This is a genomic window from Streptomyces sp. NPDC091279 (assembly GCF_044757465.1).
Classification (GTDB): Bacteria; Actinomycetota; Actinomycetes; order Streptomycetales; family Streptomycetaceae; genus Streptomyces.
On record NZ_JBIVVA010000007.1, the window covers coordinates 90,981 to 117,964 of the forward strand.

Consider the following 26,984-nt stretch of genomic DNA (forward strand, 5'->3'; position numbering starts at 1 on the left):
AATCCGTACCGTGGCGCATTCTCCACAAACCCTGCGCACAACTTCAGATTCACTTCAGAAGTACTCCAGCAGGACCCCGCAGGGGCAGGCCCGGGCGCTCCGGAAAAGCCCCTTCAGAACAAACCGGCACTCCCCCTCCCAGAGCAGGTTTCTCCGTGATATCCACCGCTATTCGCGTCGCCCGGGTGGGCAGCGCGGCCGAGCTGGCCGCGGCGGCGCTCATGATGCTGGGCTACCCGGCCCTCATGCTGGCCGCGCTCATCCCGAGCGTGTACGCCTTCGCGGCGGCAGCCGCCGTGACGTACCTGGCGGACCACTATCTGCACCGCAAGGGCAGCTACCTGGTCAACCGGCTCAGCAAGGTCAGGGCCGGCCTGTCGATCCGCTTCCTGATCCGGCAGCTGCTGCTGATCCTGCTGCTCGCCCGGCTGTCCCTCGCGGACAACCTGATCTACTACGGCGCGGTCGCCTGCTTCATCGCCTTCTACGGTCTCCAGGCCCCGCAGGGCGCCCTGGTCACCCTCATCCGCAACCGCCGCCGGATGCCGGTCGCCACCCGCAACGTCGACCTGAAGTCCCGCATCCGCATCCCGGACGCCCCGCCGCGCGGCCTGCTGAACCGCTCCGCCGAGAAGATGCTCCACCTCGACCTCGCGGCCGTCGCCGGCATCCTGGTCTCCGGCGTCGTCGACACCTCGGTGCCCGGCTTCATCGGGATCGGCGTCACCCTCGGCCTCGGCCTCGTCTACGTGCTCGCCCTGGTCCGCTACCTGCGCGGCCGCAAGGTGCCGCCGAACGCGGAGACCGTGCTGGCCGCCGTCGACGACTGGCTCGGCGCGTACCGGCCCGAGACGGTGCTGTACTTCTCCGGGTCCAAGGACTCCGCCTACCAGCTCAACATGTGGCTGGAGACGATGGAGCAGCTGGACTCCCGGCCGCTGGTGATCCTGCGGGAGCGGGTCATCCTCGCCAACATGGCGCCGACCACCGTTCCGGTGATCTGTGTGCCCGGTGGCGTGCACCTGATGAACATGGACCTGTCGCATGTGCGGGTCGCGCTGTACGCGGCGAACGTCGGCAAGAACATCCACCTGCTGCGCGTCCCCACCATGAAGCACGTCTTCATCGGCCACGGCGACAGCGACAAGCTGGCCAGCGTCAACCCGTACAGCAAGGTCTACGACGAGGTGTGGACCGCGGGCCGCGCCGGCCGCGACCGGTACGCGATAGCGGACGTCGGGGTCCGCGACGAGGACATCGTCGAGGTCGGCCGCCCGCAGCTGGCGCCGATCGAGCCGCTGGGGGGCCCGGCGCAGGGTGTCCCGACGGTGCTGTACGCGCCCACCTGGGAGGGCTGGGACGGCAACCCGGGCAACACCTCGCTGGTGCTCGCCGGTGAGAACATCGTCAAGAAACTCATCAAGGCCGACCCGCCGGTACGGGTGCTGTACAAGCCGCACCCCTTCACCGGCACCGTCAGCGCCGCCGCCGGCGCCGCGCACCGGCGCGTGGTGGCGCTGGTCGAGAAGGCCGCCGCCGAGCGCACCGCCGACTCCCGGTTCACCGTGGACGCCGCCGACCAGGCCCGCGCCAAGGCTGACCTGGCCCGGATCGAGGCCCGCCTCGCCGAGCTGTCCGGCTCGGCCGGGGACAAGCGTGACGAGGCCGAGGCCAGCCGCGACGGCGTCGTCGACCTGGAGCGGCACGCCGAGGTGGCCCGGCTGCGCGGGGAGTGGAACGACGCCTACTGGCGCTCCTTCGGCAGCTTCGAGCACCGCGTCATCACGGGCTCGGAACCCCGCCTCTACGACTGCTTCAACGTCTCCGACGCGATGGTCTCCGACATCTCCAGCGTCGTCTCCGACTTCATCGCCAGCGGCAAGCCGTACGCCGTCACCGACTCGGCCGAGCTGGGCGTCGAGGAGTTCAAGCGGCAGAACACCGCCGTACGGGCCGCGGTGATCCTCTCCAACGGCGCCGCCGAGCTGGGCGAGCTGCTCGGCGCGGTGCGCGACCCGGCCGGCGACCGGCTCGCCGAGGACCGCAAGGAGCTGAAGCAGTATCTGCTGGGCCCGGACGAGCCGACCTCGATCGTGCAGTTCAACACCGCGGTGTCGGACCTCGCGCTGAAGGCCCAGACCCGCAACCTGGGCCAGGAGTCGCGGGCCGCCGCAGCCGGGACGCCCGGCGCGGACGAGCTGTCGGACGCCCTGTCGCCCGCGCAGCCCGCACCGGCGACCGGCGAGGCGGACGGCGCCACCAGCCCCCGCTGACGGCACCCACCGGCACGTACGGGAAGGGCCCGGCCCCGAGGACACTCTCGGGGCCGGGCCCTTCTGTCGTGCACCCGTTCCTGGCGCCGGCGCGGGGCTCGGCCGCCGGGGTCGGGAATCGGCCGTCTCTTACCCGAACGGCCTAACATTCGCGCCTACCTAGGAAAGACCTCGGCCATTCCTGTGACCTCAGTCACGGTTCCCTGTTAAGGAGGCAACCAGACGTGTTCATCGGCCGTCTACCAGTTAGCCGAATAAGACCATTCGGGGGAAATGTTCTGTGAACAAGGGGGAAACGTGACCGTGACGCAGCCTGATGTGAGCGTCGTCATCGGGGCGTACGAGGCCATGCCCTACCTCGTCGAGTGCCTGGCGTCCGTGGAGGCGCAGACCCTCGACCCGACGCGCATCGAGGTCGTCGCGGTGGACGACGGCTCCACCGACGGCTCCGGGGAGTACCTGGAGGAGTTCGCCGCCCGCGTGCCCTTCCCCGTCACGGTGATCCGGCAGGCCAACTCCGGCGGCCCCAGCGGCCCCCGCAACGTCGGCCTCGGCAAGGCCACCGGACGGTACGTCTTCTTCCTCGACGCCGACGACCGGCTCGGCCCCGAGGCGCTGGAGCGGATGGTCGCGATGGCCGACCGCAACGGCACCGACGTGGTCCTCGGCCGCGTGGAGGGCGTCAACCGCACGGCGCCCAAGTCGATGTGGCACACGACGCTGGAGCGCACCGACGTCTACTCGTCCAACATCAAGTTCACGCTCAGCGCCCAGAAGCTGTTCCGGCACGCCTTCCTGGACCGGCACGGGATGCGGTTCGACGAGTCCCTGTGGACCGGCGAGGACGCCCTGTTCACCATGGAGGCGTATCTGCGGGCCGACGGCGTCTCCGTGCTCGCCGACTACACCTGCTACTACCTGGTGGGCCGCGAGGACGGCAAACACGTGACGAAGAGCGGGAGTTACACCCTGCGCTTCGACTCCGCCCGCGCCCTGATGAACCTGATCGCCACCCTCGTCCCGGCCGGCGACCGGCGTGACCTGCTGATGGTCCGGCCCTTCCTGGTCACCCTGCTGCCGCAGTTCGGCCCCGTCTTCGCCAAGGACGCCGAGGACGTGCGCAAGCGGAAGTTCGAGCTGGCGAAGCCGTTGATGGAGCAGTACTGGGGCGAGGGCGTCGCCCGCAAGCTCAAGGTGGAGGAGCGGCTGCGGCTGCACCTGGTGGCGGCGCAGCGCCCCGAACTCCTCCTGGACGTCGTCAAGTTCGTCAAGGCCAAGAAGCAGGCGGCGGCCCTCCTGGAGAAGAAGGGCACCCGCGTCTACCTCGTCTACCCGCACTTCCGCGACCGCTCGGCCGGTGTCCCCGACGCCGTCTACCTCGCCGAGCCCCGGGAGGCCCGCGGCTTCCACGGCTACCGCGAGAACGCCCCGCTCTCGCTCGCCCGCCGCGCGGTCCGCAAGGCCCGCCGGATGGTCAACTCCCGTACTACGCCGGGCGGGACGGCGGCCGCACTGTGACATCCCGCCGCTGCCCGGGGATCTCCGGCGCCGCCCGCTCGGCCATCCGGGCCCGGTGCTCCCGCGCGGTGGCGGCCAACGCCCGTACCGCCCCGGCGAACCGTTCCTGAGCGGACGGCTCGTCGGGGCCCAGCAGCCGCACCCGCAACGCGCCCCGGGCCTCGGCCAGTTGATCCCGGCCCGGGTCGCGCACCGCCGCCAGCAGGGCGGGCACCCCGGCCGCGTCCGGCGTCAGCACGGTCGCCGCCGCCACCGTCGGGAACGCCGCGCGAAACGCCTCCTCGTCCAACTCCCCGGTGTTCACGACCGCGTAGGGCTTGCCGCTGGCCAGGAAGTCGCCGACCACGCTGGAGACATCGGTGATCAGCAGGTCGGCCCGGTCGAAGCAGGCGTACAGGGTGGGCCGTTCCTCGGTGACCACCAGGTGCGCGCCCTCGGGCAACGACGCCCAGTAGGCCCGTTCCCAGGCCGCCGTGGCCCGGGCCACCGCCGCCGCCCGGCCCGGCTCGGGCGCCGACTGCCACAGCATCAGCTCCGCCTGATCGGCACCGGTCGGCCGCCCGGACGTCGTGAAGTGGTCCAACTCCTCGGTGCGGCGGGCCAGTTCCTCGCAGACGAAGGGGGAGTGGTCGGGTCCTGCGGCGCGGATCAGCTGCCGGATGCGCCGGTCGGCCGCCCCGGCGCGGGGATCGACGGAACCGGTCAGCGGATGCGGCTTGTACAGCAGGCGTACGCCCGGGTCCGCGAGGAGCGCCCGCACCAGCCGCTCACCGGCCGCGGTGACCGACGTGTTGCCCGGGTTGCCGTCCCAGCCCTCCCAGGTCGGCGCGTACAGCACCGTCGTCCAACGGCCCGTCGGGGCGCCCGAGTGCGGCTTGACGGCGTCCAGTTGGGGGCGGCCGATCTCCACGACGTCCTTGTCCTCGACGCCCACCTCGGCGAGCGCGTACCGCTCGCGCGCCGCGGGTCCGGCCACCCACACCTCGTCGTAGGCCTTCGCGTACGGGTTGCAGGACGACAGCTTGTCGCTCTCCCCGTGGTTGACGAAGGCGTGCTTGATGGTCGGGATGCGCAACACCTGGGAGGTCTTGCCGGAGTTGGAGGGGTGGATGAGGACCTGGAGCGTGGAGTGTTCGAGCCGCAGCAGCGTGGAGACCTTCGGCAGACAGACGATCGGGAGGTCGGTCGGCGCCAGACTGTCGACCATGAACCGCTCCCGCAACACGATCAACGGCCGTTCCGCCAGGGCCGCGAGGGGCTCCAGCCACATGTTCGCCTGGTACGCGGAGGCGGCGCCGCCGGAGAAGTAGAGGCCGACGGTCGGCCGGTACGCGGCCAGCCACGCGTCGAACCACTCCAGCGTCTCCCGCTCACCGGCCGGCCGGCGGCGCGGCAGCAGCCGTACCAGCAGGTCGTACAGGCCGGTCAGGGCCAGGCCCACGGAGAGCAGGATGCCCGCGCTCGCGTACACGCTCTCGCCGGTCGCCGCCGTGGCCAGCAGCCCGCAGGTCGCGGGCAGCCCGAACACGATCAGCCGGTGCCCGGCCCGGCGCAGCAGCGTGGGCGGGGCGGGGGACAGGCGCAACGCGGTGGCGTCGATGTTGCGGGTGACCACCGGCAGCGTGCGGGTGCGCCGCACCAGCACCGAGACCGCCTGCACCGCGCAGTGCAGCGCGTAGAACGCCAACAGCCCGCCCACCAACGGCTCGTAGGCCGTCTCCCGGTCCGGCCCCTCAAGCCGCAGCAGGCCCACCACCAGGAGCAGGTCCCGCAGCACATGGCGCACGGTGACATCCGCGTGCGACTTCGCGAACAGCGACAGCATGCCCCGCTGCCACCGGTACAGCACGCCCTCCACGGCGATCGAGACGGCCGTGGCCACCAGCAGCAGCGGGACGTACGGGCGCAGGGCGGCCAGCGCCTGGACGACGAAGGACGCGGCCAGAACGGCCCCGACCAGCGCCTTCGCCAGGATCTTCCGGTGGGGCAGGGGTACGGACACCAGGTCACTCCAAGCTCGACACACGCCGGACGACCGGGTTAACGCGAGGCGAGGGGTGGACGACACGCGGGGTCGGGTTCCGCTAGGAGCGGCCGCCCTGGAGTGCGCGCCGGATCGGCCGGCCCACCACCGTGCGGGCCCGCCGGTAGACCGACTTGGAGGAGGCCGTGGGTGCCGCCACCGCGCCCCGCGCCGCCCCGCGCGCCACCTCCCGCCTCAACTGGGCGTTGTCCAGCGACAGTTCCGCGATCCGGCTCTGCAACCAGCCGAACCGTGAGGTGAGCGAGGCGACGTCGGTGTCGTTCCAGGGGCCCACGCCCGCCGGGAAGTCCAGCTCGGCGAGGCGGGCGTCGAAGGCGGCGCCGGAGTCCCCGTGGCTGAAGGTGTTGCGCAGGCCGTTGCGGTCCAGGAACCCGGTGAACCGTTCGAACCGCTCCCGGTGGCCGCCGGTCAGACCGCTGAAGTCGGCCTCCTCGTACAGCGCGGCCGGGTCGAGGTCCTCGGGCAGCCTGTCGATGCGGCGGTGCGGTATCTCGAAGTACCGGCACAGCTCCAGCGTGCGCGAGTCGCCGCACAGCACGGTGGCCGGGGTGCCCGCGAGCAGCGCCGCGATGTTGCCGTGGATGCGGGAGCCGTAGGAGAAGTCGAAGGCGCGCAGGTCGTCGATCCAGGTGACCGGGTCGATGTAGACGCGGACCTTGTCCTCGCGGTACATCGGGTGGTCGGGGTGGGTCGGCATCGCGGTCACGGCGGCGTTCGGGTGGGACAGGTCCCGCCAGTGCAACTGCCGTGCGTCGCTGAGGTTCTGGCCGATGAACCGCAGCTGCGGATAGCGCGCGTGGGCGTACCGGACGACGCGGTCCAGGCCCTGTCTCTGCATCGCGTTGTGCGAGCCGTTCACCGCGATCCGGGACTCGGCGTCCAGCTCCGGCCGTCGTTTGACGACGCTGAGGTCGTCGCCGTTCATGAACAGCGAGGGACAGCCGATCAGTTCGACGTCCCGGTAGCCGAGGCCTCTGAGGTACGTCTCGGTGAACTCGCCGCGCACGCCGATCGACGCGCTGCGCTCCAGCACCGCCGAGACGAACGCGCGCACCGCGGGCTCCATCGGTTTCAGCCGCGCCGCGTCGTAACTCAGCCCGGCCTGCGCGCCGATGCCGAGCACCACCACCGGGATCTTCAGCCGTGAGATGAGCCGGGTCAGCCGTTTCAACTGCGGTTCGAACGACGGTCGGAAGGCGTTCGCCAGCGGGACGACGAACGCGTCGAACTCGTCGTTGATCCGGCCGGCCGCGGACACATCGGTGCGGATGCCGTTCGAGACGACCTCCGTGTCCGGGGTCTGGAGGATCTTGTGGGAGGCGTCGCTGAAGATCAGGTTGCCCGAGTTGGTGGCGATGACGTCCTGATGGAGGGCCTCCTCCACCGGGACGACGTCGAACGGGCTCTTGCCGGAGCGGAGGAGTATGCGCTGCACGCGGCGAACATTAGATGACACGGAGTGGGAAATTACTTTGAGAACCCTTTAATTTCTATAAGCACCCCATGCAACCTCTTTGCCGACTGCGGGCCGTGAGGGCAAGATCACCGGAGCGTGTCCGGGGAGTGGAATCGACGCGCGCGAGCGGGCCCCGTTCGCGTAAGTTGCCTCCCTGGTGCATCGGACCTACGCGAGGGGCAGCAGCACAGTGGCAGGGGCAAGGCAGGCCGTGGGCGAGGCCCGCAGGATCGTCGTCAAAGTGGGCTCCTCCTCGCTGACCACCGCCTCCGGCGGACTGGACGCGGACCGGGTCGACGCCCTCGTCGACGTCCTCGCCAAGAGTCGCGGCGGCGGCGAGAAAGAGGTCGTCCTCGTCTCCTCGGGCGCCATCGCCGCGGGCCTCGCCCCGCTCGGCCTGCGCCGCCGCCCGCGCGACCTGGCCCGCCAGCAGGCCGCCGCCTCCGTCGGCCAGGGCCTGCTGGTCGCCCGCTACACCGCCTCCTTCGCCCGCTACGGCGTCCGCGTCGGCCAAGTCCTGCTCACCAGCGACGACATGAGCCGCCGCAGCCAGCACCGCAACGCCTCCCGCACCTTCGACAAACTCCTCGCGATGGGCGCCGTCCCGGTCGTCAACGAGAACGACACCGTCGCCACCGACGAGATCCGCTTCGGCGACAACGACCGCCTCGCCGCCCTCGTCGCCCACCTCGTCCACGCCGACCTCCTCGTCCTGCTCTCCGACGTCGACGGCGTCTACGACGGCGACCCCAGCAGGCCCGGCACCTCCCGGCTCGCCGAGGTCCGCGGCCCCGAGGACCTCGCGCACGTCGAGATCGGCAGCGCGGGCAAGGCCGGCGTCGGCACCGGCGGCATGGCCACCAAGGTCGAGGCGGCCCGGATCGCGGCGGCGGCCGGCATCCCCGTCGTGCTCACCAGCACCGTGCACGCGGCCGACGCGCTCACCGGCGGCGACACCGGCACCTACTTCCACCCGGCCGGCAAGCGCTCCGCCGACCGGCTGCTCTGGCTCCAGCACGCCTCCACCCCGCAGGGCGCGCTCACCCTCGACGACGGCGCGGTCCGGGCGGTCGTCGAACGCCGCACCTCGCTGCTGCCGGCCGGGATCGCCGCCGTCGAGGGCGACTTCGTCGCCGGGGACCCGGTGGAGCTGCGGGACACCGAGGGGCGCGCGGTGGCCCGCGGGCTCGTCAACTTCGACGCCAAGGAGCTGCCCCGGCTGCTCGGCCGCTCGACCCGGGAACTGGCGCGCGAACTGGGCCCCGCCTACGAACGCGAGGTCGTCCACCGTGACGACCTGGTGATCCTCCACCCCTGACCCCGAACACCCGCCGAAAATAGGGGCAAACGCCCCGCACATCCGGTCGCCGCGAGGTGGACGTTCCGCAAAACACCCCCGCGATCCCGTGCGGCCTGCTCAACTTTGTCTCAGGGACCGAAGCAGGTCCGCAGCCGTGCGGACCACCGCGAGAAGGAGGCCGTCGTGAGACGAGTGCGCCCAGGGGCGGTGCCCCGCGGCGGCACCGAGAGCGCCTCCCGGGCGGCCGGCGAGGAGCGCGCCCTGACCAGCGTCGCCGCCGGTGACCTGTACGAGGAGCCCAAGGACCTGCCCCGGCTGTGGCACGTCACCCTCAGCGTCTCCGGCCAGGAGGCCCCGCTGAAGGAGGTGCGGCGCGGACTCGAACAGCTCGCCCACGACCACCCCTTCCTGCTGACCAGCCGCTACGCCAACGACCACGCGGAGATCCGCTACTGGGAAGAGGCCCGCGACCTGCACGACGCGGCCGCCGTCGCGCTGCGGCTGTGGGGCGAGCACCGGCAGACCTCCCGGCTGCCCCCCTGGGAGATCGTCGGCCTGGAGGTCATCGACCGGGAGACCTACCACCAGCGGATCGCCGAGGGCTACGGCCCGCCGCCCGCCCGCTCGGTCGGCGTCCACCCCTTCTGACGGGCCGTCTCGGGGGGTGGGACATCCGAGGAACGCGGCCGCGCGGCGCACTACCCTTTCGGACATGACCACGCTCTCGCCGTACGACTCCCTGACCCCGGTCACCCGGGCCGCCTACCGCGCCAAGGCCGCCGCCGCCGACCTCGCCCCGCTGCCGCGCGCGGTCAAGGACGACGCGCTGCTGGCCATCGCGGACGCCCTGGAGGTCCGCACCGGCGAGATCATCGAGGCCAACGCCGAGGACGTCGCCAAGGCCCGGGAGGCCGGTACCAGCGAGGCCATCGTCGACCGGCTCACCCTCACCCCGGAGCGGGTGCGGGCCATCGCCTCCGACGTCCGGGACGTCGTCGCGCTGCCCGACCCGGTCGGCGAGGTGGTGCGCGGCTCCACCCTCCCCAACGGCATCGACCTGCGCCAGGTCCGCGTCCCGCTCGGCGTCGTCGGCATCATCTACGAGGCCCGCCCCAACGTCACCGTGGACGCCGCCGCGCTCTGCCTGAAGTCCGGCAACGCCGTCCTGCTGCGCGGCTCGGCCTCCGCCTACGCCTCCAACACCGCGCTCGTCCGGGTGATCAGGGACGCCGTCGGCGGCGCCGGACTGCCCGCCGACGCCGTCCAGTTGGTGCCCGGCGAGAACCGCGAGAGCGTGCGCGAGCTGATGCGGGCCCGCGGCCTGGTCGACGTGCTCATCCCGCGCGGCGGCGCCTCGCTCATCCAGACCGTGGTCACCGAGTCCACCGTCCCCGTCATCGAGACCGGCACCGGCAACTGCCACGTCTACGTCGACGCCGACGCCGACCTCGACATGGCCGTCGAGATCCTCATCAACTCCAAGGCCCAGCGGGTCAGCGTCTGCAACTCCGCCGAGACCCTCCTCGTCCACCAGGACATCGCCGACGCGTTCCTGCCGCGCGCCCTGGACGCGCTCGCCGAGGCCGGCGTGACCGTGCACGCCGACGAAAGGGTCCTCGCGTACGCCGAGGGCTCCCGGGCGACCGTCGTCGAGGCGACCCCGGAGGACTGGGAGACCGAGTACCTCTCCTACGACATCGCCGCCGCCGTCGTCGACTCGCTGGACAAGGCCGTCGAGCACATCCGGCTGTGGACCTCCGGGCACACCGAGGCGATCGTCACCACCTCGCAGCAGGCCGCCCGCCGTTTCACCCAGCTGGTCGACTCCACCACGGTCGCCGTGAACGCCTCCACCCGCTTCACCGACGGCAGCCAGTTCGGCTTCGGCGCCGAGATCGGCATCTCCACGCAGAAGCTGCACGCCCGGGGCCCGATGGGGCTGCCGGAGCTGACCAGCACCAAGTACATCGTCACCGGCGACGGACACACCCGGCGCTGACGCCCCACCGCCCTCCCGGGGGCCAATCGTCTCGGCCGACGGCCCGATGTCGCGACCGTCTGCCCAAAACGACCCCCCAGGTCTACTCTGGAAGCGTGCCGGAGGACGTGGGGGGCACGCCGTTCCCTGACGGCTGGGACCCCGACGACGACCACGACCGCGGAGCGCCGGACGAAGAGTTCGCCTCCGTGGTCTTCGACGAGGCCTTCGTACAGGCGGCCGTGGTGCACGAGCCGACCGCCGTCGAACGCCTCCTTGCCGCGGCCCGCGCCAGAGCCGAGGCCTCCGAGGCCGAGGCCCGCCGCGCCGCCCACCGCAGAGGCGAACGGCCCGACCGCGACGCCGGGTACGGGCGGCACCGTTTCAGCCATGATCCGCACTTCGACGACCTGGACGACGGCGACGACCTCGACGTTCTCGACGGCCCGTACGGGGCCACCGGGTGGTTCGGCAGGAAGGTCCGCTGGCACCGTCCGGTGGCCTGGCTGCTCGCCGTGGCGATGGGGATCGGCATGGTCGCACTGGCCTTCGCCGCCGTCTACCGGGGCGGTTCCGCGGGCCGCCAGGACCAGGTCCCGGCACCCGCCTCCACCGGTCTGGAGCAAGGCGGTGCAACGGTGCCGTCGGCCGCCGCCGATACATCCCGGCCACCGGTGTCCCTGGTACCGCGCAGCCCCTGACGGCGCTGGGGGGCGGGTCCGGCGGAAGTTCTGGGGTCACCGGGCGTTTACCGGGGCGCCGGGAGACCTACTCTGAAGATATGGGCGGGCCCGCAATCCCCCCGGAGGGGACACCCGAGGGCATCCCCGGGGGTGGTGAGGACGAGTACCGATCCGTCGTGTTCGACGAGTCGTTCGTTCGCGCTGCCCGCCTCCAGGAATCCTCCGCGCGCGAACGCCTCGGCGACCACGCCCCCGCCGTCCGTCGCCGGGCGCCGCTGCACCGGGGGCTGTCCCGGCAGGCGCTGGTCCTCGTCGTCCTGATCGCCGTGGCCTTCGGGACCGCGATCTACATGGGCATCCGCCACCCCTACCAGTCGGCCGTCGCGACCCGGCCCGCCGAACCGCTGCGGATGACGGTCGTGCCGCTCGCCCCCATCGGCAAGGTGCCCGGCGCGACCGACCCCGAGGACCTGTACGCGCACAGCCCGGCCGCGGAGTTCGCCATCGGCGCCGAGGGCATCCCGCTGCCCGCCGTGCGGCGCACCGCGCACTTCTCGGACAGCCAGGTGGTGGCCGCCCTGACCACCGCCAAGGACTACCTCGTCCGCTCCTCGCTCTACCCCGAGGTCATCGACGGCCGGGACGTGCGGCCGGTGCGGATCATGCTGGACTCCCGCCAGCTCGAACAGTTCGACCAGAGCTTCAGGCACCCGGTCGCGGACGGGCGGCACGCGCCGACGGGGTGGCTGGTCCGCTTCGACTCCACCGAGGCCCAGCTCGCCGACCGCAGCATCCGGGTCCGGGGCACCCTGCGGGTCACCGAGACCGACGCCGCGACCCTGGACGTCACCGCCGACCACACCTTCGTCTACGCCGTGCGCCCGGCCGGAGCCGGTGCCGAGGCCGCCGCGTCGCTGCTCACGGTCCGGCGCGTGCTGCACTTCCGCATGGACCGCAACGACCTGCGGCTGCACCAGGCCCAGCTGCTGGGCTCGTCCGTGCAGGCGGGGCCGCTGTCCTGCGGTGTGGACGCCGCGAACCACCTGCACCCGCTGCTCGCGGGCCGCACCGCAAAGCCAGGCGGCCCACCCGGCACCGACCCCTACACCCCCGACACCCCAACGTCCCTCTGCGGCTCCCTGGCAAGGGCAGCCCAGCCGAAGATCTAACGGGGTAGGGGGGCGCTGGCCCCTGGGGCCATAGGGCGCGGAAGGGGCCACCCCAAGGGTGCCAACGGCGGCCCAGAGCCTCAGCCCCGGTCGCTCCGAGTCCCGGGGCTCCGCGCCCAAGCCGCTCCGAGTCCCGGCGGCCCAGAGCCTCAGCCTCAGCCGTTCCGAGCCCGGCGGCCCTGCGCCCGAGCCCCGGCCGCCCCTGGCCCCCGGCTGATCTGTGCCCGGGCCCTCAGCCGCTCCGAGCCCCGGCGCCCGTGCCCCAGTTGCCCGGTCCCCGGCCGACCCGTGCCCGGTCCCCGGCCGACCCCGCGTCCTCCCCGTCCCCCCCCAGCGGCAGCGCCCCCTCAGTTGTTCTCGTGTGGTGGGGTCTCGTTCGTCGGCCGGTTCTTGGGCGGGCTGTCCTTCGGGGGGTGGGCGTCCTTGGGTGATGAACCGTCCGTCGAGGTGCCGAAGCCGCCGAAGCCGCGTCGGACCCGGCCGCCCAGGTCGCCCGCGCCGCCCGCGAGGTCGGAGACCAGCTTCATCAGCGGGTCCTTGGAACTCTTCACGTCGCTGGCGTAGCTCGCCGCCGACTCGCGGAAGGAGTCCGTGACCGAGGTGTCCTTGTCCTCGTCGCGGCGCGGGTAGTGGCCGTCCATGATCCGCTGGTAGTCCCGGGTCTCGGCCCACTTCTTCAACTCGGCCGCGCGGACCGTGGTGAAGGGGTGGGACCTCGGAAGGACGTTCAGGATCTTCAGGACCGAGTCGCGCAGGTCGCCGCCCGCCTCGTACTCCTCGGCCTGCTCCAGGAACGCGTCCACGTTCATCTCGTGCAGGTGGTTGCCGCCCGCGATCTTCATCAGGCCGCGCATCGAGGCCCGCAGATCCTGGCCGACGAGCAGCCCCGCCCGGTCCGCCGACAGCTCCGACTTGCGGAACCACTCGCGCAGCGCGGTGACGATCGCCATGATCGCCAGGTTCCCCAGCGGAATCCAGGCGACCCGGAGCGCCAGATTGGTCAGGAAGAGCAGGATCGTCCGGTACACCGAGTGGCCGGAGAGGGCGTGGCCCACCTCGTGGCCGACCACCGCCCGCATCTCCTCCTCGTCGAGCAGCTCGACCAGGCCGGTGGTGACGACGATGATCGGCTCGTCCAGACCGATGCACATCGCGTTCGGCCGCGGGTCCTGGTTCACGTACATCGGCGGGACCTTCTCCAGGTCCAGGATGTGACAGGCGTCCCGCAGCATGTCGTTCAGGTGGGCGAACTGCCGCTCGGACACCCGCACCGAGTCGGACAGGAACAGCAGCCGCAGACTGCGCTCCGGGAGCAGACCGCTGAGCGCCTTGAACACGACGTCGAAACCGGTCAGCTTGCGCAACGCCACCAGCGCGCTGCGGTCGGCCGGGTGTTCGTACGCGCGCGACGAGATCCCCGGAAAGCGCCTGCGCTGCCTGCTCGGTACGTGCTCGTGCGCCTCGTGCTCGTGACCGTCGTCGGACATGTGGTCCCCCATGTGCGTCTGTGTCCCATAAGTGCCCCCGAAGCAGGGCCCAGCCTAGGCGGAGATACCGTGGTCGGGCAGTACAGCGAAGGAGTCATGCCATGGCACAGCACACTCGGGCCACCTGGCTCGCCCAGGCCGTCCAGCACCAGGGGTCGGGTGACCTGCTGCGGGTCGTCCTGATCGTGATGGTGGTGGGCTGTGCGCTCACCGGATGGGTCCTGCTGCGCGGGTACAAACGGAACGACGACTGAGCCCGCCGGAAAGTTCCCGGCCGGCTCCGGTTCTCTCGGGGTCTCTTCGGCCGACTCCGGTCCGCCCGGGCCGACTTCGGCCGATCCCCTGCTGACCTGCGGCTGACCTGCGGCTGCTCTCCGGTGGGCGGCGGCCGGCCCCCCCAGGCTGCGCGTCGGTCGGGCTGCGGCTGGGCCGGGGGCGGGCTGCGGTCGGGCTCGGGTGGTGCGCCGGTCGGGCTGCGGTCGGGCTGCGGTCGGTCGGGGGTCGGCGTCCCGACCGCCTCCTGACGGCGGAGTCGGCGTGATCGCCGGTGAGGCGCCCGCTTACCATGAGCCGACGTGTTTATCCCGCCCACACCGGATAGGTCCTGCCGAAGATGAGCATCCAGAACGCTGCTGCCCAGCTGGTCACCCTCGCCGCCGAGGGCGAGGGGCACGGAGGCAACCACGAGAGCCTCAACCCCTACCTCACCGGCGGCAGCGCCTTCGCCATCCTGCTGATCCTGCTGTGGATCACCACGCGCTTCAACCGCGACCGCTGACCGGCCCCGGGCGACTGCCTGACATGCCCCTCACACCGGGCCGGTAGGGTCTGCACGCATGGGAGAGCAGGACATGCCTACCGGTCCGGCGAAGGACACGGCGAACGGCCAGACCGGCGGCGCGCGGCGCCTCGTGAGCGGCCCCTCCAACCCGGGCAAACGCCGCCTGGGTGTCATGGGCGGCACATTCGACCCGATCCACCACGGGCACCTCGTGGCGGCCAGCGAGGTCGCCGCCCAGTTCGCCCTGGACGAAGTGGTGTTCGTCCCCACGGGCCAGCCCTGGCAGAAGAGCCACCGCCATGTCTCCCCGGCCGAGGACCGCTATCTGATGACGGTCATCGCGACCGCCGAGAACCCGCAGTTCTCGGTCAGCCGCATCGACATCGACCGGGGCGGCGCCACCTACACCGTGGACACCCTGCGCGACCTGCGCGCGCTCAACCCCGACACGGACCTCTTCTTCATCACCGGCGCCGACGCCCTCGGCCAGATCCTCAGCTGGCGGGACTCGGAGGAGCTGTTCTCCCTCGCGCACTTCATCGGCTGCACCCGCCCCGGTCACCAACTGACCGACCGCGGGCTCCCGGAGGGCGGCGTCTCGCTGGTCGAGGTTCCCGCGCTCGCCATCTCCTCCACAGACTGCCGTGCGAGAGTCGCCGGGGGTGACCCGGTCTGGTATCTGGTGCCCGACGGAGTCGTGCGCTACATCGACAAGCGCGAGCTGTACCGCGGCGAGTGAGCCGAGAGGGGCACCCGGTGAACGACCGATACGACGCGGGCTACGGGAACGACCAGAACGACCCGTACGAGATCGTCGGCTACGACGCGTACGGCCAGCCCGTCTACCGGCAGGTCCAGCCCCCGCAGCCGTACGACCCGTACGCGCAACAGCAGCATCAACAGCAGCCCCAGCAACAGCAGTCCCACCAGCAGCAGCACCCGCAGTACCAGCAGCAGTCCCCGCAGCAGGGATACGGCTACGACCCGTACGCCGCCGGGGGGCAGCCCTCGTACGACCCCTACGGGACGGGCGACGGCGGGCAGCAGGCGGCGCCCGGCTACGACCCCTACGGACAGCAGGCGGCCCCGTACGACCCCTACGGGCAGACCGCCGCCGGCGGACAGCAGCCCCGGGTCGCCGAGCAGACCGCCTACATCCCGCAGCAGGCGGGGCCCGTCGGACATCCCGAGGAACCCGACACGCCGACCGCACCGCCGGAGCAACAAGGCCAACCCGACTACAGGACCGAGCAGTTCGCGTTCGTGGAGGAGCCCGACGGCGACTCCGAGGACGTCATCGACTGGCTCAACTTCACCGAGAACCGCACCGAACGCCGCGAGGAGGCCAAGCGCCGCGCCCGCAGCAAGGTCGTCGCCCTGGTCGTCGTCCTCGCCCTGGTCGCGGCCGGTGGCGTCGGCTATCTCTGGTACGCCGGGAAGCTGCCCGGCCTGTCCTCGTCGGGCGCCGGCACGGGCACCGCGACCGCCACCGGCGCCCAGAACCGGGACGTGGTCGTCGTCCACCTGCACAACACCACGTCGGGCGGCACCTCGACCGTGCTGCTCGTCGACAACACCACCACCAAGCAGGGCACCACCGTCCTGCTGCCCAACTCCCTCTCCCTGACCGACGACGACGGCACCGCCACCACCCTCGCCAAGTCGGTCGAGGACGACGGCTCCTCCGGCACCCGGGACGCCCTCAACACCGTTCTCGGCACGGACATCCAGGGCACCTGGCGCCTGGACACGCCCTACTTGCAGAACCTCGTCGACCTGGTCGGCACCATCTCCGTCGACACCGACGCGTCCGTGCCCGACCCGGACGCGACCAAGAAGGGCGCCGCGCCCCTCGTCCACCAGGGCAAGGACCAGGCCCTCAGCGGCAAGATGGCCGTCGCCTACGCCACCTACCGTGCCTCGGGCGAGGCGCAGAACGCTCAGTTGGAGCGGTTCGGGCAGGTCATGCGGGGTGTCCTGCGCAAGGTCTCCTCCGACCCGCAGGCCGCCACGGTCACCGTGCAGTCGCTGGCCCAGATCCTCGACCCCTCGCTCACCGACAAGGACCTCGGCAGCTTCCTCGCCAAGCTCTCCGACCTCGCCAAGGGCGGCGACTACAAGACCGCGCTGCTGCCCGTCCGCAGCGACGGCACCCTCAGTACCGAGGCGAGCGCCGGCGTCGTCAAGGACGTCCTCGGCGGCACCGCCAAGAGCCCCGACCAGGGCTCCGCCGTCCGCGTCTCCGTCCAGAACGCCAGCGGCGCCAAGGACGACACCGAGAAGGCCCGCGTGGTCCTGCTCAACGGCGGCTTCACCTTCCTCGACGGCGGCACCGCGGGCACTGCGCAGGCCACCTCGCAGGTCCTCTACACGGACGCGAAGGACAAGGAGAACGCCACCGAGGTCGCCAAGACGCTGGGCCTGCCGAGCGGCTCCGTGGCCAAGGGGAAGGCGTCCTCCAACGCGGACGTCACCGTCGTCCTCGGCCAGGACTACAAGCCGTCCTCCGGGTCCTAGCGGGCCCTCGCACCCCACGTGCAGCGGGAATCACGTGGGGTGCTGTCAGTGCGGCGTGAGACCCTTGGGGTCAATCCGTCCACCGACCGAAAGCCATGTAGTGACCGCCACTGACCGCTCCATCGAGCTCATCAACGCCGCCGCCCAGGCGGCCGCCGACAAGCTCGCGCACGACATCATCGCCTACGACGTCAGCGACGTCCTGTCGATCACGGACGCCTTCCTGCTGGCCTCCGCGCCCAACGACCGCCAGGTCAAGTCCATCGTGGACGAGATCGAGGAGCGGCTCCAGAAGGAACTGGGCGCCAAGCCGGTCCGCCGCGAGGGCGACCGCGAGGCCCGCTGGGTGCTGCTCGACTACGTCGACATCGTCGTCCACGTCCAGCACAGCGAGGAGCGCGTCTTCTACGCCCTCGAACGCCTGTGGAAGGACTGCCCCGAGCTGGAGCTGCCCGCCGACGCCAAGGCCACCCTCGGCAAGGCGGCGGAGCACGCGCGGCTCGCGGACGCCGAGGAGGCGGACCGGCCGGGCGGTGACTGGTGATGAGCGTCACCGGTGAGGTGTCCGCCGGCCCCTCGGGCCGGGGGCGCCGCGTCATCCTGTGGCGCCACGGACAGACCGCGTGGAACGTGGAACGCCGCTTCCAGGGCACCACGGACGTCGAGCTGACCGAGACCGGCGTCGCCCAGGCCCGCCGCGCCGCCCGGCTGCTGGCCTCCCTCGGCCCGCACAGCATCGTCGCCTCCGACCTCAAGCGCGCCGCGAACACCGCCGCCGAGCTGGCCGCCCTCACCGGCCTCGACGTCACCCGCGACGAGGGCCTGCGCGAGACCTACGCGGGCGTCTGGCAGGGCCTGAGCCACACCGAGATCATCGAGCGCTACGGCGACGAGTACGCGGCGTGGAAGCGCGGCGAACCGGTCCGCAGGGGCGGTGGCGAACTGGAGACCGAGGTCGCCGACCGCGCCGCCCCCGTGGTGCTCCGGCACGCCGAGAAGCTCCCGGACAACGGCACCCTCGTCGTCGTCAGCCACGGTGGCACGATCCGCACCACCATCGGCCGGCTGCTCGGTCTGGAATCCCACCACTGGGAGAGCCTCGGCGGCCTGTCCAACTGCTGCTGGTCCGTCCTCGGCGAGGGCGCGCGCGGCTGGCGCCTGCTCGAACACAACGCGGGCACGCTGCCGGAACCGGTCCTCGGCGACGACGACTGACGGCCCGGTGGGCCGCCCGGCACCGGATTTCACTTTCCGGCAGGTCACAGGCTAAAGTTCTTCTTGTTCGCCCCGCGGAGCGGGACAACGCGAGGGGCTATAGCTCAGTTGGTAGAGCGCCTGCATGGCATGCAGGAGGTCAGGAGTTCAATTCTCCTTAGCTCCACAGGACAAGATCCGAGAAGATCCCGTTCCCCACGAGGGGGGACGGGATTTTTCGTTCCCGTCCTTGAGCGGTTCGGCGTCCACGGGCGTATACCTCTCAGACGAGACGTCCCGGGCATGCTGTGTCCGGACTGGTACTGAGGCGTCGCTGACCGTATTGGTCCGGCCGTGGCAGAATCAAACGGCCGGAAGGGAGCGCGGCCCGACGGGAGGGAGTAGCGATGCCTGCGAGCATCCTCGGGGAGGTCGGTGGCGTCCTCGACGCGGCGTCGACACGGTCCACGGTGACCCGACTCAACTGCCCTTCCTGCGGTTCCGGCCATGTCGCCCAGGTTCTCGGGGACAACGGCGGAATCTCCTACGTGTGCACGGCCTGCGGCCACAGCTGGAGCTGAACGATGGGTGCACACAGGCGGAAATGCGACTGGTGCGGCATAGGAACGCCGATCGTGCGGGACATGGAGCCCGTCAACGCCGACTACCAGTACTGGTGCGAGGACTGCGCCCAGGCGCTGATCATAAAAGGCGACCCGATCGAGACGTACCGCGAGCTGGAGGGCGAGCCCATCTACGGCCGCCTCCTGGAGGAGCACTGCACGCTCAAACGGTTCTACTCGTTCGTGACGGCCTGACCGGCGCCCTGCCCGACGCCCGTGCCGACGGCCCGAGTTGGCGGTGCGTCAGCAGTCCCGGCGGACGGGCGGTCGCGGCACCGGCGAGCATCAGGAAGAGGCAACCGGCCGCACAGTAGAGGGCGGACAACGTCAACTCGGCGCCGCTCTGCTGCAATTCGGGCCGCCCCTCGCCGTGCGGCACCCACCACAGGGCGTACGAGCAGAACACCAGCGCCGTCGCCACGGCCGCCCGGCGCCGCCCCCGCGTCCACAGCAGCAGCACGACCGGCACGCACCACACCCAGTGGTGGGACCAGGACACCGGACTGACCAGCAGCGCCGTCACCGCACACGCCGTCACCGCGCGGGCCCGCCGCCCCCGTGACTCCGCCACGACGGCCACCGCGAGGCCGCCCAGCGCCGTCAGGGCCGCCAGGACGGCCCACGCGAGCCCGGGCTCGGGAGTGTGCAGGACGCGCGCGAGAACGCCGCGCAGCGCCTGGTTCGCGGTGTCCTCGGGCCGCCCGACCCGGCCCGCCTGGAACAGCGCCTCGGTCCAGAACCGCCGTGAGTCGTACGGCAGGAGCGCCGCCGCCAGCAGCGTCGCCCCGGTGAACACCAGGGCCGCCCCGCGCGCGTGGCGCAGATACGGGCGCCCACTGCCGCCCCGGACCCGGGCCGTGACACCGACGGCGAGCAGGAACACCGCGAACAGTGCGGGCGTCAGCTTCACGGCCGCCGCGAGCCCGATGCCGACGCCCGCCCACCGGTCCGGCCCGCGCCGCGTCAGGTCCCACAGGACCAGCACCGCGAGCAGCAGGTTGACCTGTCCGTAGCGCAACGTCGTCCACACCGGCTCGCACCAGACGGCGCCGGCGGACACCCACCAGACGCCCTCCACGCGCGTGTGCCCGACGAGCCGTAGCGACAGCCGCACGAACAGCACCAGCAGCACGAGGTTCCCGGCCCACCCCAGCACCCGCAGCTGAGCCGTGTCGAACAGCGTCAACGGGGTGAACAGCAGGGCGGCGAACGGCGGGTAGGTGGTGGGCAGTCGGGCCGCCGTCGTCCGCAGCGCGTACAGGTCGCCGCCCGCGCGCACGGTGGCGCCCTCGGCCCGGTACACCAGCAGGTCGATCATCGACACGTGCGCGGCCCGCTGGGCGACCCAGAACGCGGCGAAGGACAACAGGCAGACGCCCAGGGCGGTCGGCATCCGCCGGACCCCGGAGAACGCGATCACGGTCACAAAGGGCGACATTAGACCCCGTACCCGTGCGGAACGGAAACGATTTGGTGGTGGGCCCGGTCGACCGTGTAATGTTGGCGTCGCCGCCAGGGAAACCCGGCGGAACACAACAAGGGGCTATAGCTCAGTTGGTAGAGCGCCTGCATGGCATGCAGGAGGTCAGGAGTTCAATTCTCCTTAGCTCCACAGGAATCGAAAGCGGACCATCCTCACGGGTGGTCCGCTTTTGTTTGTGCGCACTTCTTTGCCGCCGTTTGCCGCGGCGACGACGAAGGGGCCGTTCCCCCAGCGGGAACGGCCCCTTCGCGCGTGCGTGCGGGACGTCAACGCCCCAGTGCGCGGCGGCCGCGGCCCTGGGAGAGGACCGGCAGATTGCGCGAGGGCGCCTGCGAACGGTTGTCCTCCTCCAGACGCAGCGCGAGCGCGGGGCAACGGCGCACCGCGCGCAGCGCCTTGGCCTCCGCGTACTGCGGGACCTTCGCCTGCGCGACGGTCGGGAAGCCGTCCGCGCCCAGCTGGAACACCTCCGGGAGGATGTCCGCGCACAGCCCGTGGCCCCGGCACAGCGTCCAGTCCACGTAGATCTTCTGCCGGCTGGCGCCGCCGTCCTCGGCCGCCTCGCCGCCGGTGATGCCGCTGGGCGCCCTGCCCCCTTCGAAGAGCGGCAGCACGCCCTCCACGGGCCGCCCGCAGCCGTTGCCGAGGACATGCGCGGCGAGGTCGTCGGTGAACGCCTTGATCGTCGACTCCAGGAACATCGCGGAGCCGTCCGGGTGCGAGCACGCGCCGCGCCGCTTCACGTTCTTGGCGACCTGCTTGAGCGCCTCAAGAGCGGCCGGGCCGCCGCCGTTGAGGATGTCCTCCATGCCGCGCGCGGCGGCCGGCAGGCCCAGATAGCAGGGGCCGCACTGGCCCGCGCTCTCCTCCGCCAGCCACTGCGCGACCCGCAGCGACTCGCCCAGCGGGCAGGTCTCCTGGGTGATCGGCAGGATCGCGCCCGCACCCAGCGCGCCGCCCACCGCGTCCAGCGAATTGCGGGAGACGACCGCCTCGTTGACCGTCGCCGCGTCGATCCACTTGCCGTGGTAACCACCCGTCAGCACGCCCTGCGGCACCGGCGGGGCGCCCGCCAGCTGGAGCACGTAACGCAACGGCACGCCCGTGGGGACCTCGATGACCATCGGGCGGGCGACCGCACCGGAGACCGTCAGCATGACCGTGCCCGGCTCGTCGTACAGGCCGGTGTTGCCGTAGCGCTCCGGGCCGATGCGGGCGGCGATCGCCAACTGGGCGAACGTCTCGGCGTTGGAGAGCAGCGTCGGGGCGCCGCCGACGCCGTTCTGCGAGGCGCTGACCTTGCGGCCGGGCGGGACCGCGGGGCCGCCGTCGACCGAGCGGATCAGCGACGCGGCGGCGCCGGTGACCATGCGGACCGGGTTGCGCTGCACGAACGCCTTCAGCGCCGAGCGGCGGCTGTTGCTGAGGCCGCGCTCGGCGAGGGCCGCCTCCATGGAGCGCTGGGTGGACTCCCGGGTGACGCCGATCACCAGGGTGCGGGCGCCCAGGGCTTCGGCGCACAGCAGGGCGCCGTCCAGGATGAGGTGCGGGGCACGGTTGATCATCACCGTGTCCTTGCGGCACGCCGGTTCGTCCTCGCTGCCGTTGACGACGACGACCGGGCGCACGCCGCGCTTGATCGCCGCGTCGGCCACCGAACGCAGCTTCTTGTGGAAGGGGAAGCCGGCGCCGCCGCGCCCCTTGAGGTTGATGCGTTCGGACAGCTGCGCGAGCTGTTCGCCGCCCAGGGGTTCGAGCGGGCCGTGCACCTTCAGGTGCATCGGCAGGTCAAGCCGTTCGACAAGGTCGAAGCCCGACGTGAGCTGGGGAAGGCCGACCACGCGGACTTCTGGGACGTCGGGCAGGGCCTCGTTCACCTATAGCCTCCGGAAGGCGTGTTCCAAGGTTCGCCCGAACCCGGTGCGTCGAACGACGTGCCGGGTGCTGGTTCGTTGGCGGGACCGCTGTTGTACGTGTCCTGGGGGTTGTACGTGCCGAAGGCGGCATTCGTCTCACCCGTGTTGTACGCATCACGTGCCGGGTATCCGGGCGCGCCCTGATTGCCATAGGCCGGGATGTTGAATCCCGTGTCCTGCATCGGGTCGTACGCCGACGGGGGCGCCTCGCCGACCGGCGGCGGCGACGGGACCGGCCAACTGCCCGAGGTGCTGGAGGCGTTGTCGACCCGCGGCATCGCCGTCGTCGCCCCCAGGTCCGTCCGGGCGGTCGGGTCGGCGGCGTACGGAGGCTGCCCCTGCGGGGGCGTGGCGGCCCGGTAGGCGGCCGCGAAGCCGTCCGAGGGGTCCGGGGTCATCGTGCGCGTCGGAGCGTCGTAGAACGGCGACTGGAAGCCTCCGGTGGCCTCGGCGGGCGCGGCCTTGCGCTCCCGTTCCCGCTCGCGCGGCTTGTCGAAGCCGGGCCGAGCCGAGGGACCCTCGGCCATCCGGGCGCGGCTGGCCTCCAGGTCGTCGCGGCCCATGCGGTCGCCGGTGCCCACCACGCCCATGATCCGGTCGGCGACCATCCGCTTGACCGGGCGGGGCGCGGCGCGCAACGCGAGGGCGCCCATCACGCCGAGCAGGGAGAGGCCGTAGAGGATCACGAAGATCGGCTTCGCCGCGCGGCCCGCGTACAGGCCGTGCACCAGCGCGAGGCCCCAGGCCGGGTAGGCCAGCATGTGCATCGCCCGCCAGCGCGCGGCGACCGGCGCCGGGGAGGCGAAGTTGCTGCGCAGGGCGCCGGTGACGCCGACGAAGATCATCAGCAGGCCGGCCAGGGAACCCATGCCGATCAGACCGGCGCTGCCGGAGATGCCGAGCGAGAACGGGATGAGCGCGGCGATCAGCACCGTGTGATCCAGCGCGATCTTGGTGGTGATGTGCAGCAGCAGGAACGCGATGGAGGCGACCGCGGTCGTGCGGTGCACCGCCTGACCGACGATCCGCTGGCGGGTGTTGAGGAAGATCCGGTCCTGGGCGGTCAGGCCCCAGATCACCGAGCAGCTGAGCGAGACGAGGGACAGCACGCCCGCGCCGAAGTTGAGGAAGTCGCGGAGCCAGTCACCTCCGACCAGCACCACCACGGGTATGAGGACCAGGACGACAGCGCTCGCCACCCCATAGGCCGACCGGCCCGGCTTGGGGAGCGTGCTGTTACTACGACGAGGATTCATGGGGGCAACTCCGAGCAGTTCGGGAAAGCGGTCCCGCTGCCGCACTTTAAGTGGCGCCATACCGATGGGTACGAGGTTTCAGTTATTGCGTTGTTATCAAAGGACGATGCGACTGGCGCGGTGTCCCTTAGCGACTGTTACGCGAAGTAATCCTTGACCTGGGGTCGGGTTCCGGTCGTGCGACGGTGGTGTCCCCCCTGCATACGCACGCGCGTGGCACCTTGCTCAAGGGCTGCGGTACTCTGACGCCATGCGTGCTGTACGCCTTCTGCTTAGCGGGCCGCGCTGATCAGTCCCGACGGCCGGGTGACCCGGCAGGTCGGCATCGGCGCGGCGTCCCCTCCTGTGCGAGGGGCTTTTTCATTTCCGAATGTCGCGGCCGCAGGCAGAGACGACCGATGGAGCTTTGAGGATCATGAGCGAGACGAACCCCGCCGCCACCGCCGAGGTGGTCGCGCCGCACCGCTACACCGCGGCCATGGCGGCCGACATCGAGGCACGCTGGCAGGACTTCTGGGACGCCGAGGGCACGTACGCCGCACCCAACCCCACGGGTGACCTGGCGGGCGACCCCGAGATCGCGGCCCGGCCCAAGAAGTTCATCATGGACATGTTCCCGTACCCCTCGGGCGCGGGCCTGCACGTCGGACACCCCCTCGGGTACATCGCCACCGACGTCCACGCCCGCTTCCAGCGGATGAACGGCCACAACGTCCTGCACACCCTGGGCTTCGACGCCTTCGGCCTGCCCGCCGAGCAGTACGCGGTGCAGACCGGCACGCACCCGCGCGTGTCGACCGAGGCCAACATGGAGAACATGAAGGCGCAGCTGCGCCGCCTGGGTCTGGGCCACGACAAGCGCCGGTCGTTCGCCACGATCGACCCCGAGTACTACAAGTGGACCCAGTGGATCTTCCTCCAGATCTTCAACTCCTGGTACGACCACGAGGCGCGCACCGCCCGCCCGATCGCCGAGCTGGCCGCCCAGTTCGAGAGCGGTGAGCGCGCCGTACCGGGCCACACGCGCGCGTGGAGCGAGCTGACCGCCGCCGAACGCGCCGACGTCCTGGGCGAGTTCCGCCTCGCCTACGCCTCCGACGCGCCGGTCAACTGGTGCCCCGGCCTCGGCACCGTGCTGGCCAACGAGGAAGTCACCGCCGACGGCCGCTCCGAGCGCGGCAACTACCCGGTCTTCAAGGCCAAGCTGCGCCAGTGGAACATGCGGATCACGGCCTACGCCGACCGCCTGCTCGACGACCTGGAGGCGCTGGACTGGCCCGAGGCCATCAAGTTGCAGCAGCGCAACTGGATCGGCCGCTCCGAGGGCGCCCGCGTCGACTTCCCCGTCGGCGACGACCGCATCACCGTCTTCACCACCCGGCCCGACACCCTGTTCGGCGCGAGCTACATGGTGCTGGCGCCCGAACACGAGCTGGTCGGCAAGCTCACCCCGGCCGCCTGGCCCGAGGGCACCCACGAGGTCTGGACCGGCGGCCACGCCACCCCGGCCGAGGCCGTCGCCGCGTACCGCGCGCAGGCCGCAGCCAAGTCCGACGTCGAACGCCAGGCCGAGGCCAAGGACAAGACCGGTGTCTTCATCGGCGCGTACGCGACCAACCCGGTCAACGGCGACCAGATCCCCGTCTTCATCGCGGACTACGTCCTGATGGGCTACGGCACCGGCGCGATCATGGCCGTTCCGGCGGGCGACCAGCGTGACTTCGAGTTCGCGCGCGCCTTCGAGCTGCCGATCCACTGCATCGTCGAACCGACCGACGGGCGCGGCACCGACACCGCCACCTGGGAGAACGCCTTCGCCTCGTACGACGCGAAGATCATCAACTCCGCCAACGACGACATCTCCCTGGACGGCCTGCCCGTCGCCGAGGCCAAGGCCCGCGTCACCGACTGGCTGGCCCGCCACGGCATCGGCGAGGCCACCGTCAACTTCCGGCTGCGCGACTGGCTGTTCAGCCGCCAGCGCTACTGGGGCGAGCCCTTCCCGATCGTCTACGACGAGGACGGCATCGCCCACCCGCTGCCCGCGTCGATGCTGCCGCTGGAGCTGCCCGAGGTCGAGGACTACTCGCCGCGCACCTTCGACCCGGACGACGCCGACACCCGCCCCGAGACGCCCCTCTCCCGCAACGAGGACTGGGTCAACGTCACCCTGGACCTCGGCGACGGCGCCGGTCCGCGACGCTACCGCCGCGAGACCAACACCATGCCCAACTGGGCGGGTTCCTGCTGGTACGAGCTGCGTTACCTGGACCCGCACAACGACCGTCAGCTGGTCGACCCGGAGATCGAGCGCTACTGGATGGGCCCGCGCGAGGGTCAGCCGCACGGTGGCGTCGACCTCTATGTCGGCGGCGCCGAACACGCCGTGCTGCACCTGCTGTACGCGCGCTTCTGGTCCAAGGTCCTCTTTGACCTGGGGCATGTGTCGTCGGTCGAGCCGTTCCACAAGCTCTACAACCAGGGCATGATCCAGGCCTACGTCTACCGGGACAGCCGCGGGATCGCCGTACCGGCCGCCGAGGTGGAGGAGCGTGACGGCGCGTACTACTACCAGGGCGAGAAGGTCAGCCGCCTGCTGGGCAAGATGGGCAAGTCCCTGAAGAACGCGGTCACCCCGGACGAGATCTGCGCCGAGTACGGCGCCGACACGCTGCGCCTCTATGAGATGGCGATGGGCCCGCTGGACGTGTCCCGGCCGTGGGACACGCGCGCGGTGGTCGGCCAGTTCCGGCTGCTTCAGCGGCTGTGGCGCAACATCGTCGACGAGCAGACCGGCGAGGTCACCGTCGTCGACGTCGCGGACGCCGACATCGACGAGGCCACGCTGCGTGCCCTGCACAAGGCGATCGACGGGGTCCGCCAGGACCTGGACGGCCTGCGCTTCAACACCGCGATCGCCAAGGTCACGGAGTTGAACAACCACCTGACCAAGACCGGCGGGGCGCTGCCGCGCACGGTCGCCGAGCCGCTGGTGCTGCTGATCGCCGCGCTGGCCCCGCACGTCGCCGAGGAACTGTGGCGCCTGCTGGGCCACACCGACTCGGTCGTCCACCAGGACTTCCCGGTCGCCGACCCGCGCTATGTCGTCGACGAGTCGGTGACCTGCGTCGTCCAGATCAAGGGCAAGGTCAAGGCCCGCCTGGAGGTGTCCCCGTCGATCTCCGACGAGGAGCTGGAGAAGGCGGCCCTGTCCGACGAGAAGGTCGTCGCGGCGCTGGAGGGCGCGGGCATCCGGAAGGTGATCGTCCGGGCGCCGAAGCTGGTCAACATCGTTCCGGCGTAGGG

General features: G+C 71.3%; 22 protein-coding genes and 2 tRNA genes. 18 read left to right on the top strand and 6 right to left on the bottom strand.

Annotated elements, in window-relative coordinates; genetic code table 11:
- Positions 1-155 precede the first annotated feature (155 nt).
- Together ACIQOU_RS18880 and ACIQOU_RS18885 are read left to right on the top strand one after the other, a co-directional pair.
- On the top strand, positions 156-2,273 hold the full coding sequence (locus ACIQOU_RS18880; protein ID WP_401537880.1) for a hypothetical protein: 2,118 nt from the start codon (positions 156-158) through the stop codon (positions 2,271-2,273).
- A gap of 297 nt (positions 2,274-2,570) precedes the next feature.
- Positions 2,571-3,791, top strand: coding sequence for a glycosyltransferase family 2 protein (locus ACIQOU_RS18885; RefSeq protein WP_401537881.1), 1,221 nt, complete (start codon positions 2,571-2,573; stop codon positions 3,789-3,791).
- On the opposite strand, the gene ACIQOU_RS18890 is transcribed toward ACIQOU_RS18885, so the two are convergent.
- Positions 3,760-5,793: a hypothetical protein gene (locus ACIQOU_RS18890; protein ID WP_401537882.1), complete on the bottom strand. Its 2,034-nt coding sequence runs from the start codon at positions 5,791-5,793 to the stop codon at positions 3,760-3,762. The genes ACIQOU_RS18885 and ACIQOU_RS18890 overlap by 32 nt on opposite strands.
- A gap of 82 nt (positions 5,794-5,875) precedes the next feature.
- A complete protein-coding gene (locus tag ACIQOU_RS18895) occupies positions 5,876-7,270 on the bottom strand; it encodes a polysaccharide pyruvyl transferase family protein (protein WP_401537883.1) in 1,395 nt (464 codons plus the stop codon).
- Positions 7,271-7,502: 232 nt separating this feature from the next.
- Here ACIQOU_RS18895 and proB point away from each other — a divergent pair, with 232 nt between their 5' ends.
- The 5 genes from proB to ACIQOU_RS18920 all read left to right on the top strand — a co-directional run bounded on the left by proB (position 7,503) and on the right by ACIQOU_RS18920 (position 12,421).
- Positions 7,503-8,609 carry a glutamate 5-kinase gene (gene proB / locus ACIQOU_RS18900; protein ID WP_401538209.1) on the top strand — a complete coding sequence of 369 codons (1,107 nt, stop codon included), beginning with the start codon at positions 7,503-7,505 and terminating at the stop codon, positions 8,607-8,609.
- Positions 8,610-8,783: 174 nt separating this feature from the next.
- Positions 8,784-9,239, top strand: a complete 456-nt coding sequence (locus ACIQOU_RS18905; RefSeq protein WP_401538211.1) for a hypothetical protein — start codon at positions 8,784-8,786, stop codon at positions 9,237-9,239.
- Between the two features lie 64 nt (positions 9,240-9,303).
- On the top strand, positions 9,304-10,590 hold the full coding sequence (locus tag ACIQOU_RS18910) for a glutamate-5-semialdehyde dehydrogenase (RefSeq protein WP_401537884.1): 1,287 nt from the start codon (positions 9,304-9,306) through the stop codon (positions 10,588-10,590).
- Positions 10,591-10,685: 95 nt separating this feature from the next.
- Positions 10,686-11,270 (top strand): hypothetical protein, encoded by a 585-nt coding sequence (locus ACIQOU_RS18915; protein ID WP_401537885.1) that lies wholly within the window; start codon positions 10,686-10,688, stop codon positions 11,268-11,270.
- Between the two features lie 80 nt (positions 11,271-11,350).
- Positions 11,351-12,421 carry a hypothetical protein gene (locus tag ACIQOU_RS18920; RefSeq protein WP_401537886.1) on the top strand — a complete coding sequence of 357 codons (1,071 nt, stop codon included), beginning with the start codon at positions 11,351-11,353 and terminating at the stop codon, positions 12,419-12,421.
- 347 nt (positions 12,422-12,768) lie between these two features.
- Here ACIQOU_RS18920 and ACIQOU_RS18925 read toward each other — a convergent pair whose 3' ends face one another.
- Complete coding sequence (locus tag ACIQOU_RS18925) at positions 12,769-13,908, bottom strand: M48 family metallopeptidase (RefSeq protein ID WP_401537887.1); 1,140 nt, start codon at positions 13,906-13,908, stop codon at positions 12,769-12,771.
- A 101-nt stretch (positions 13,909-14,009) separates the two neighbouring features.
- On the opposite strand from ACIQOU_RS18925, the gene ACIQOU_RS18930 reads away from it, so the two are divergent.
- The 9 genes from ACIQOU_RS18930 to ACIQOU_RS18970 all read left to right on the top strand — a co-directional run bounded on the left by ACIQOU_RS18930 (position 14,010) and on the right by ACIQOU_RS18970 (position 19,218).
- Positions 14,010-14,162: a hypothetical protein gene (locus ACIQOU_RS18930; protein WP_401537888.1), complete on the top strand. Its 153-nt coding sequence runs from the start codon at positions 14,010-14,012 to the stop codon at positions 14,160-14,162.
- Between the two features lie 359 nt (positions 14,163-14,521).
- Positions 14,522-14,686, top strand: a complete 165-nt coding sequence (locus ACIQOU_RS18935) for a hypothetical protein (protein ID WP_401537889.1) — start codon at positions 14,522-14,524, stop codon at positions 14,684-14,686.
- 58 nt (positions 14,687-14,744) lie between these two features.
- The gene (nadD, locus tag ACIQOU_RS18940; protein ID WP_401537890.1) at positions 14,745-15,428 is read left to right on the top strand and encodes a nicotinate-nucleotide adenylyltransferase; all 684 of its coding nucleotides are present in this window, start codon (positions 14,745-14,747) and stop codon (positions 15,426-15,428) included.
- Positions 15,429-15,445: 17 nt separating this feature from the next.
- The gene (locus tag ACIQOU_RS18945) at positions 15,446-17,206 is read left to right on the top strand and encodes an LCP family protein (protein WP_401537891.1); all 1,761 of its coding nucleotides are present in this window, start codon (positions 15,446-15,448) and stop codon (positions 17,204-17,206) included.
- Positions 17,207-17,306: 100 nt separating this feature from the next.
- Positions 17,307-17,750, top strand: a complete 444-nt coding sequence (gene rsfS, locus ACIQOU_RS18950) for a ribosome silencing factor (protein WP_401537892.1) — start codon at positions 17,307-17,309, stop codon at positions 17,748-17,750.
- The gene (locus tag ACIQOU_RS18955; RefSeq protein WP_401537893.1) at positions 17,750-18,421 is read left to right on the top strand and encodes a histidine phosphatase family protein; all 672 of its coding nucleotides are present in this window, start codon (positions 17,750-17,752) and stop codon (positions 18,419-18,421) included. The genes rsfS and ACIQOU_RS18955 overlap by 1 nt, the downstream gene beginning before the upstream one ends.
- Before the next feature lie 93 nt (positions 18,422-18,514).
- Positions 18,515-18,587: transfer RNA gene (locus ACIQOU_RS18960), tRNA-Ala, on the top strand.
- Positions 18,588-18,807: 220 nt separating this feature from the next.
- Positions 18,808-18,981, top strand: a complete 174-nt coding sequence (locus tag ACIQOU_RS18965) for a hypothetical protein (RefSeq protein ID WP_401537894.1) — start codon at positions 18,808-18,810, stop codon at positions 18,979-18,981.
- 3 nt (positions 18,982-18,984) lie between these two features.
- A complete protein-coding gene (locus ACIQOU_RS18970) occupies positions 18,985-19,218 on the top strand; it encodes a hypothetical protein (protein ID WP_401537895.1) in 234 nt (77 codons plus the stop codon).
- Here the strand turns inward: ACIQOU_RS18970 and ACIQOU_RS18975 are convergent.
- Entirely contained in the window at positions 19,187-20,449 is a 1,263-nt protein-coding gene (locus ACIQOU_RS18975; protein ID WP_401537896.1) for a glycosyltransferase 87 family protein, read from the bottom strand. The two genes, ACIQOU_RS18970 and ACIQOU_RS18975, sit on opposite strands and share 32 nt — an antisense overlap.
- 113 nt (positions 20,450-20,562) lie before the next feature.
- On the opposite strand from ACIQOU_RS18975, the gene ACIQOU_RS18980 reads away from it, so the two are divergent.
- Positions 20,563-20,635, top strand: a tRNA-Ala gene (locus tag ACIQOU_RS18980).
- 137 nt (positions 20,636-20,772) lie between these two features.
- On the opposite strand, the gene ACIQOU_RS18985 is transcribed toward ACIQOU_RS18980, so the two are convergent.
- Entirely contained in the window at positions 20,773-22,383 is a 1,611-nt protein-coding gene (locus ACIQOU_RS18985) for an NADH-ubiquinone oxidoreductase-F iron-sulfur binding region domain-containing protein (protein WP_401537897.1), read from the bottom strand.
- On the bottom strand, positions 22,380-23,678 hold the full coding sequence (locus tag ACIQOU_RS18990) for a cytochrome b/b6 domain-containing protein (RefSeq protein ID WP_401537898.1): 1,299 nt from the start codon (positions 23,676-23,678) through the stop codon (positions 22,380-22,382). Before ACIQOU_RS18990 ends, ACIQOU_RS18985 begins: the two co-directional genes overlap by 4 nt.
- A gap of 415 nt (positions 23,679-24,093) precedes the next feature.
- Between ACIQOU_RS18990 and leuS the strand changes: the two genes are divergently transcribed.
- Positions 24,094-26,982: a leucine--tRNA ligase gene (gene leuS / locus ACIQOU_RS18995; RefSeq protein WP_401537899.1), complete on the top strand. Its 2,889-nt coding sequence runs from the start codon at positions 24,094-24,096 to the stop codon at positions 26,980-26,982.
- Positions 26,983-26,984: the final 2 nt, after the last annotated feature.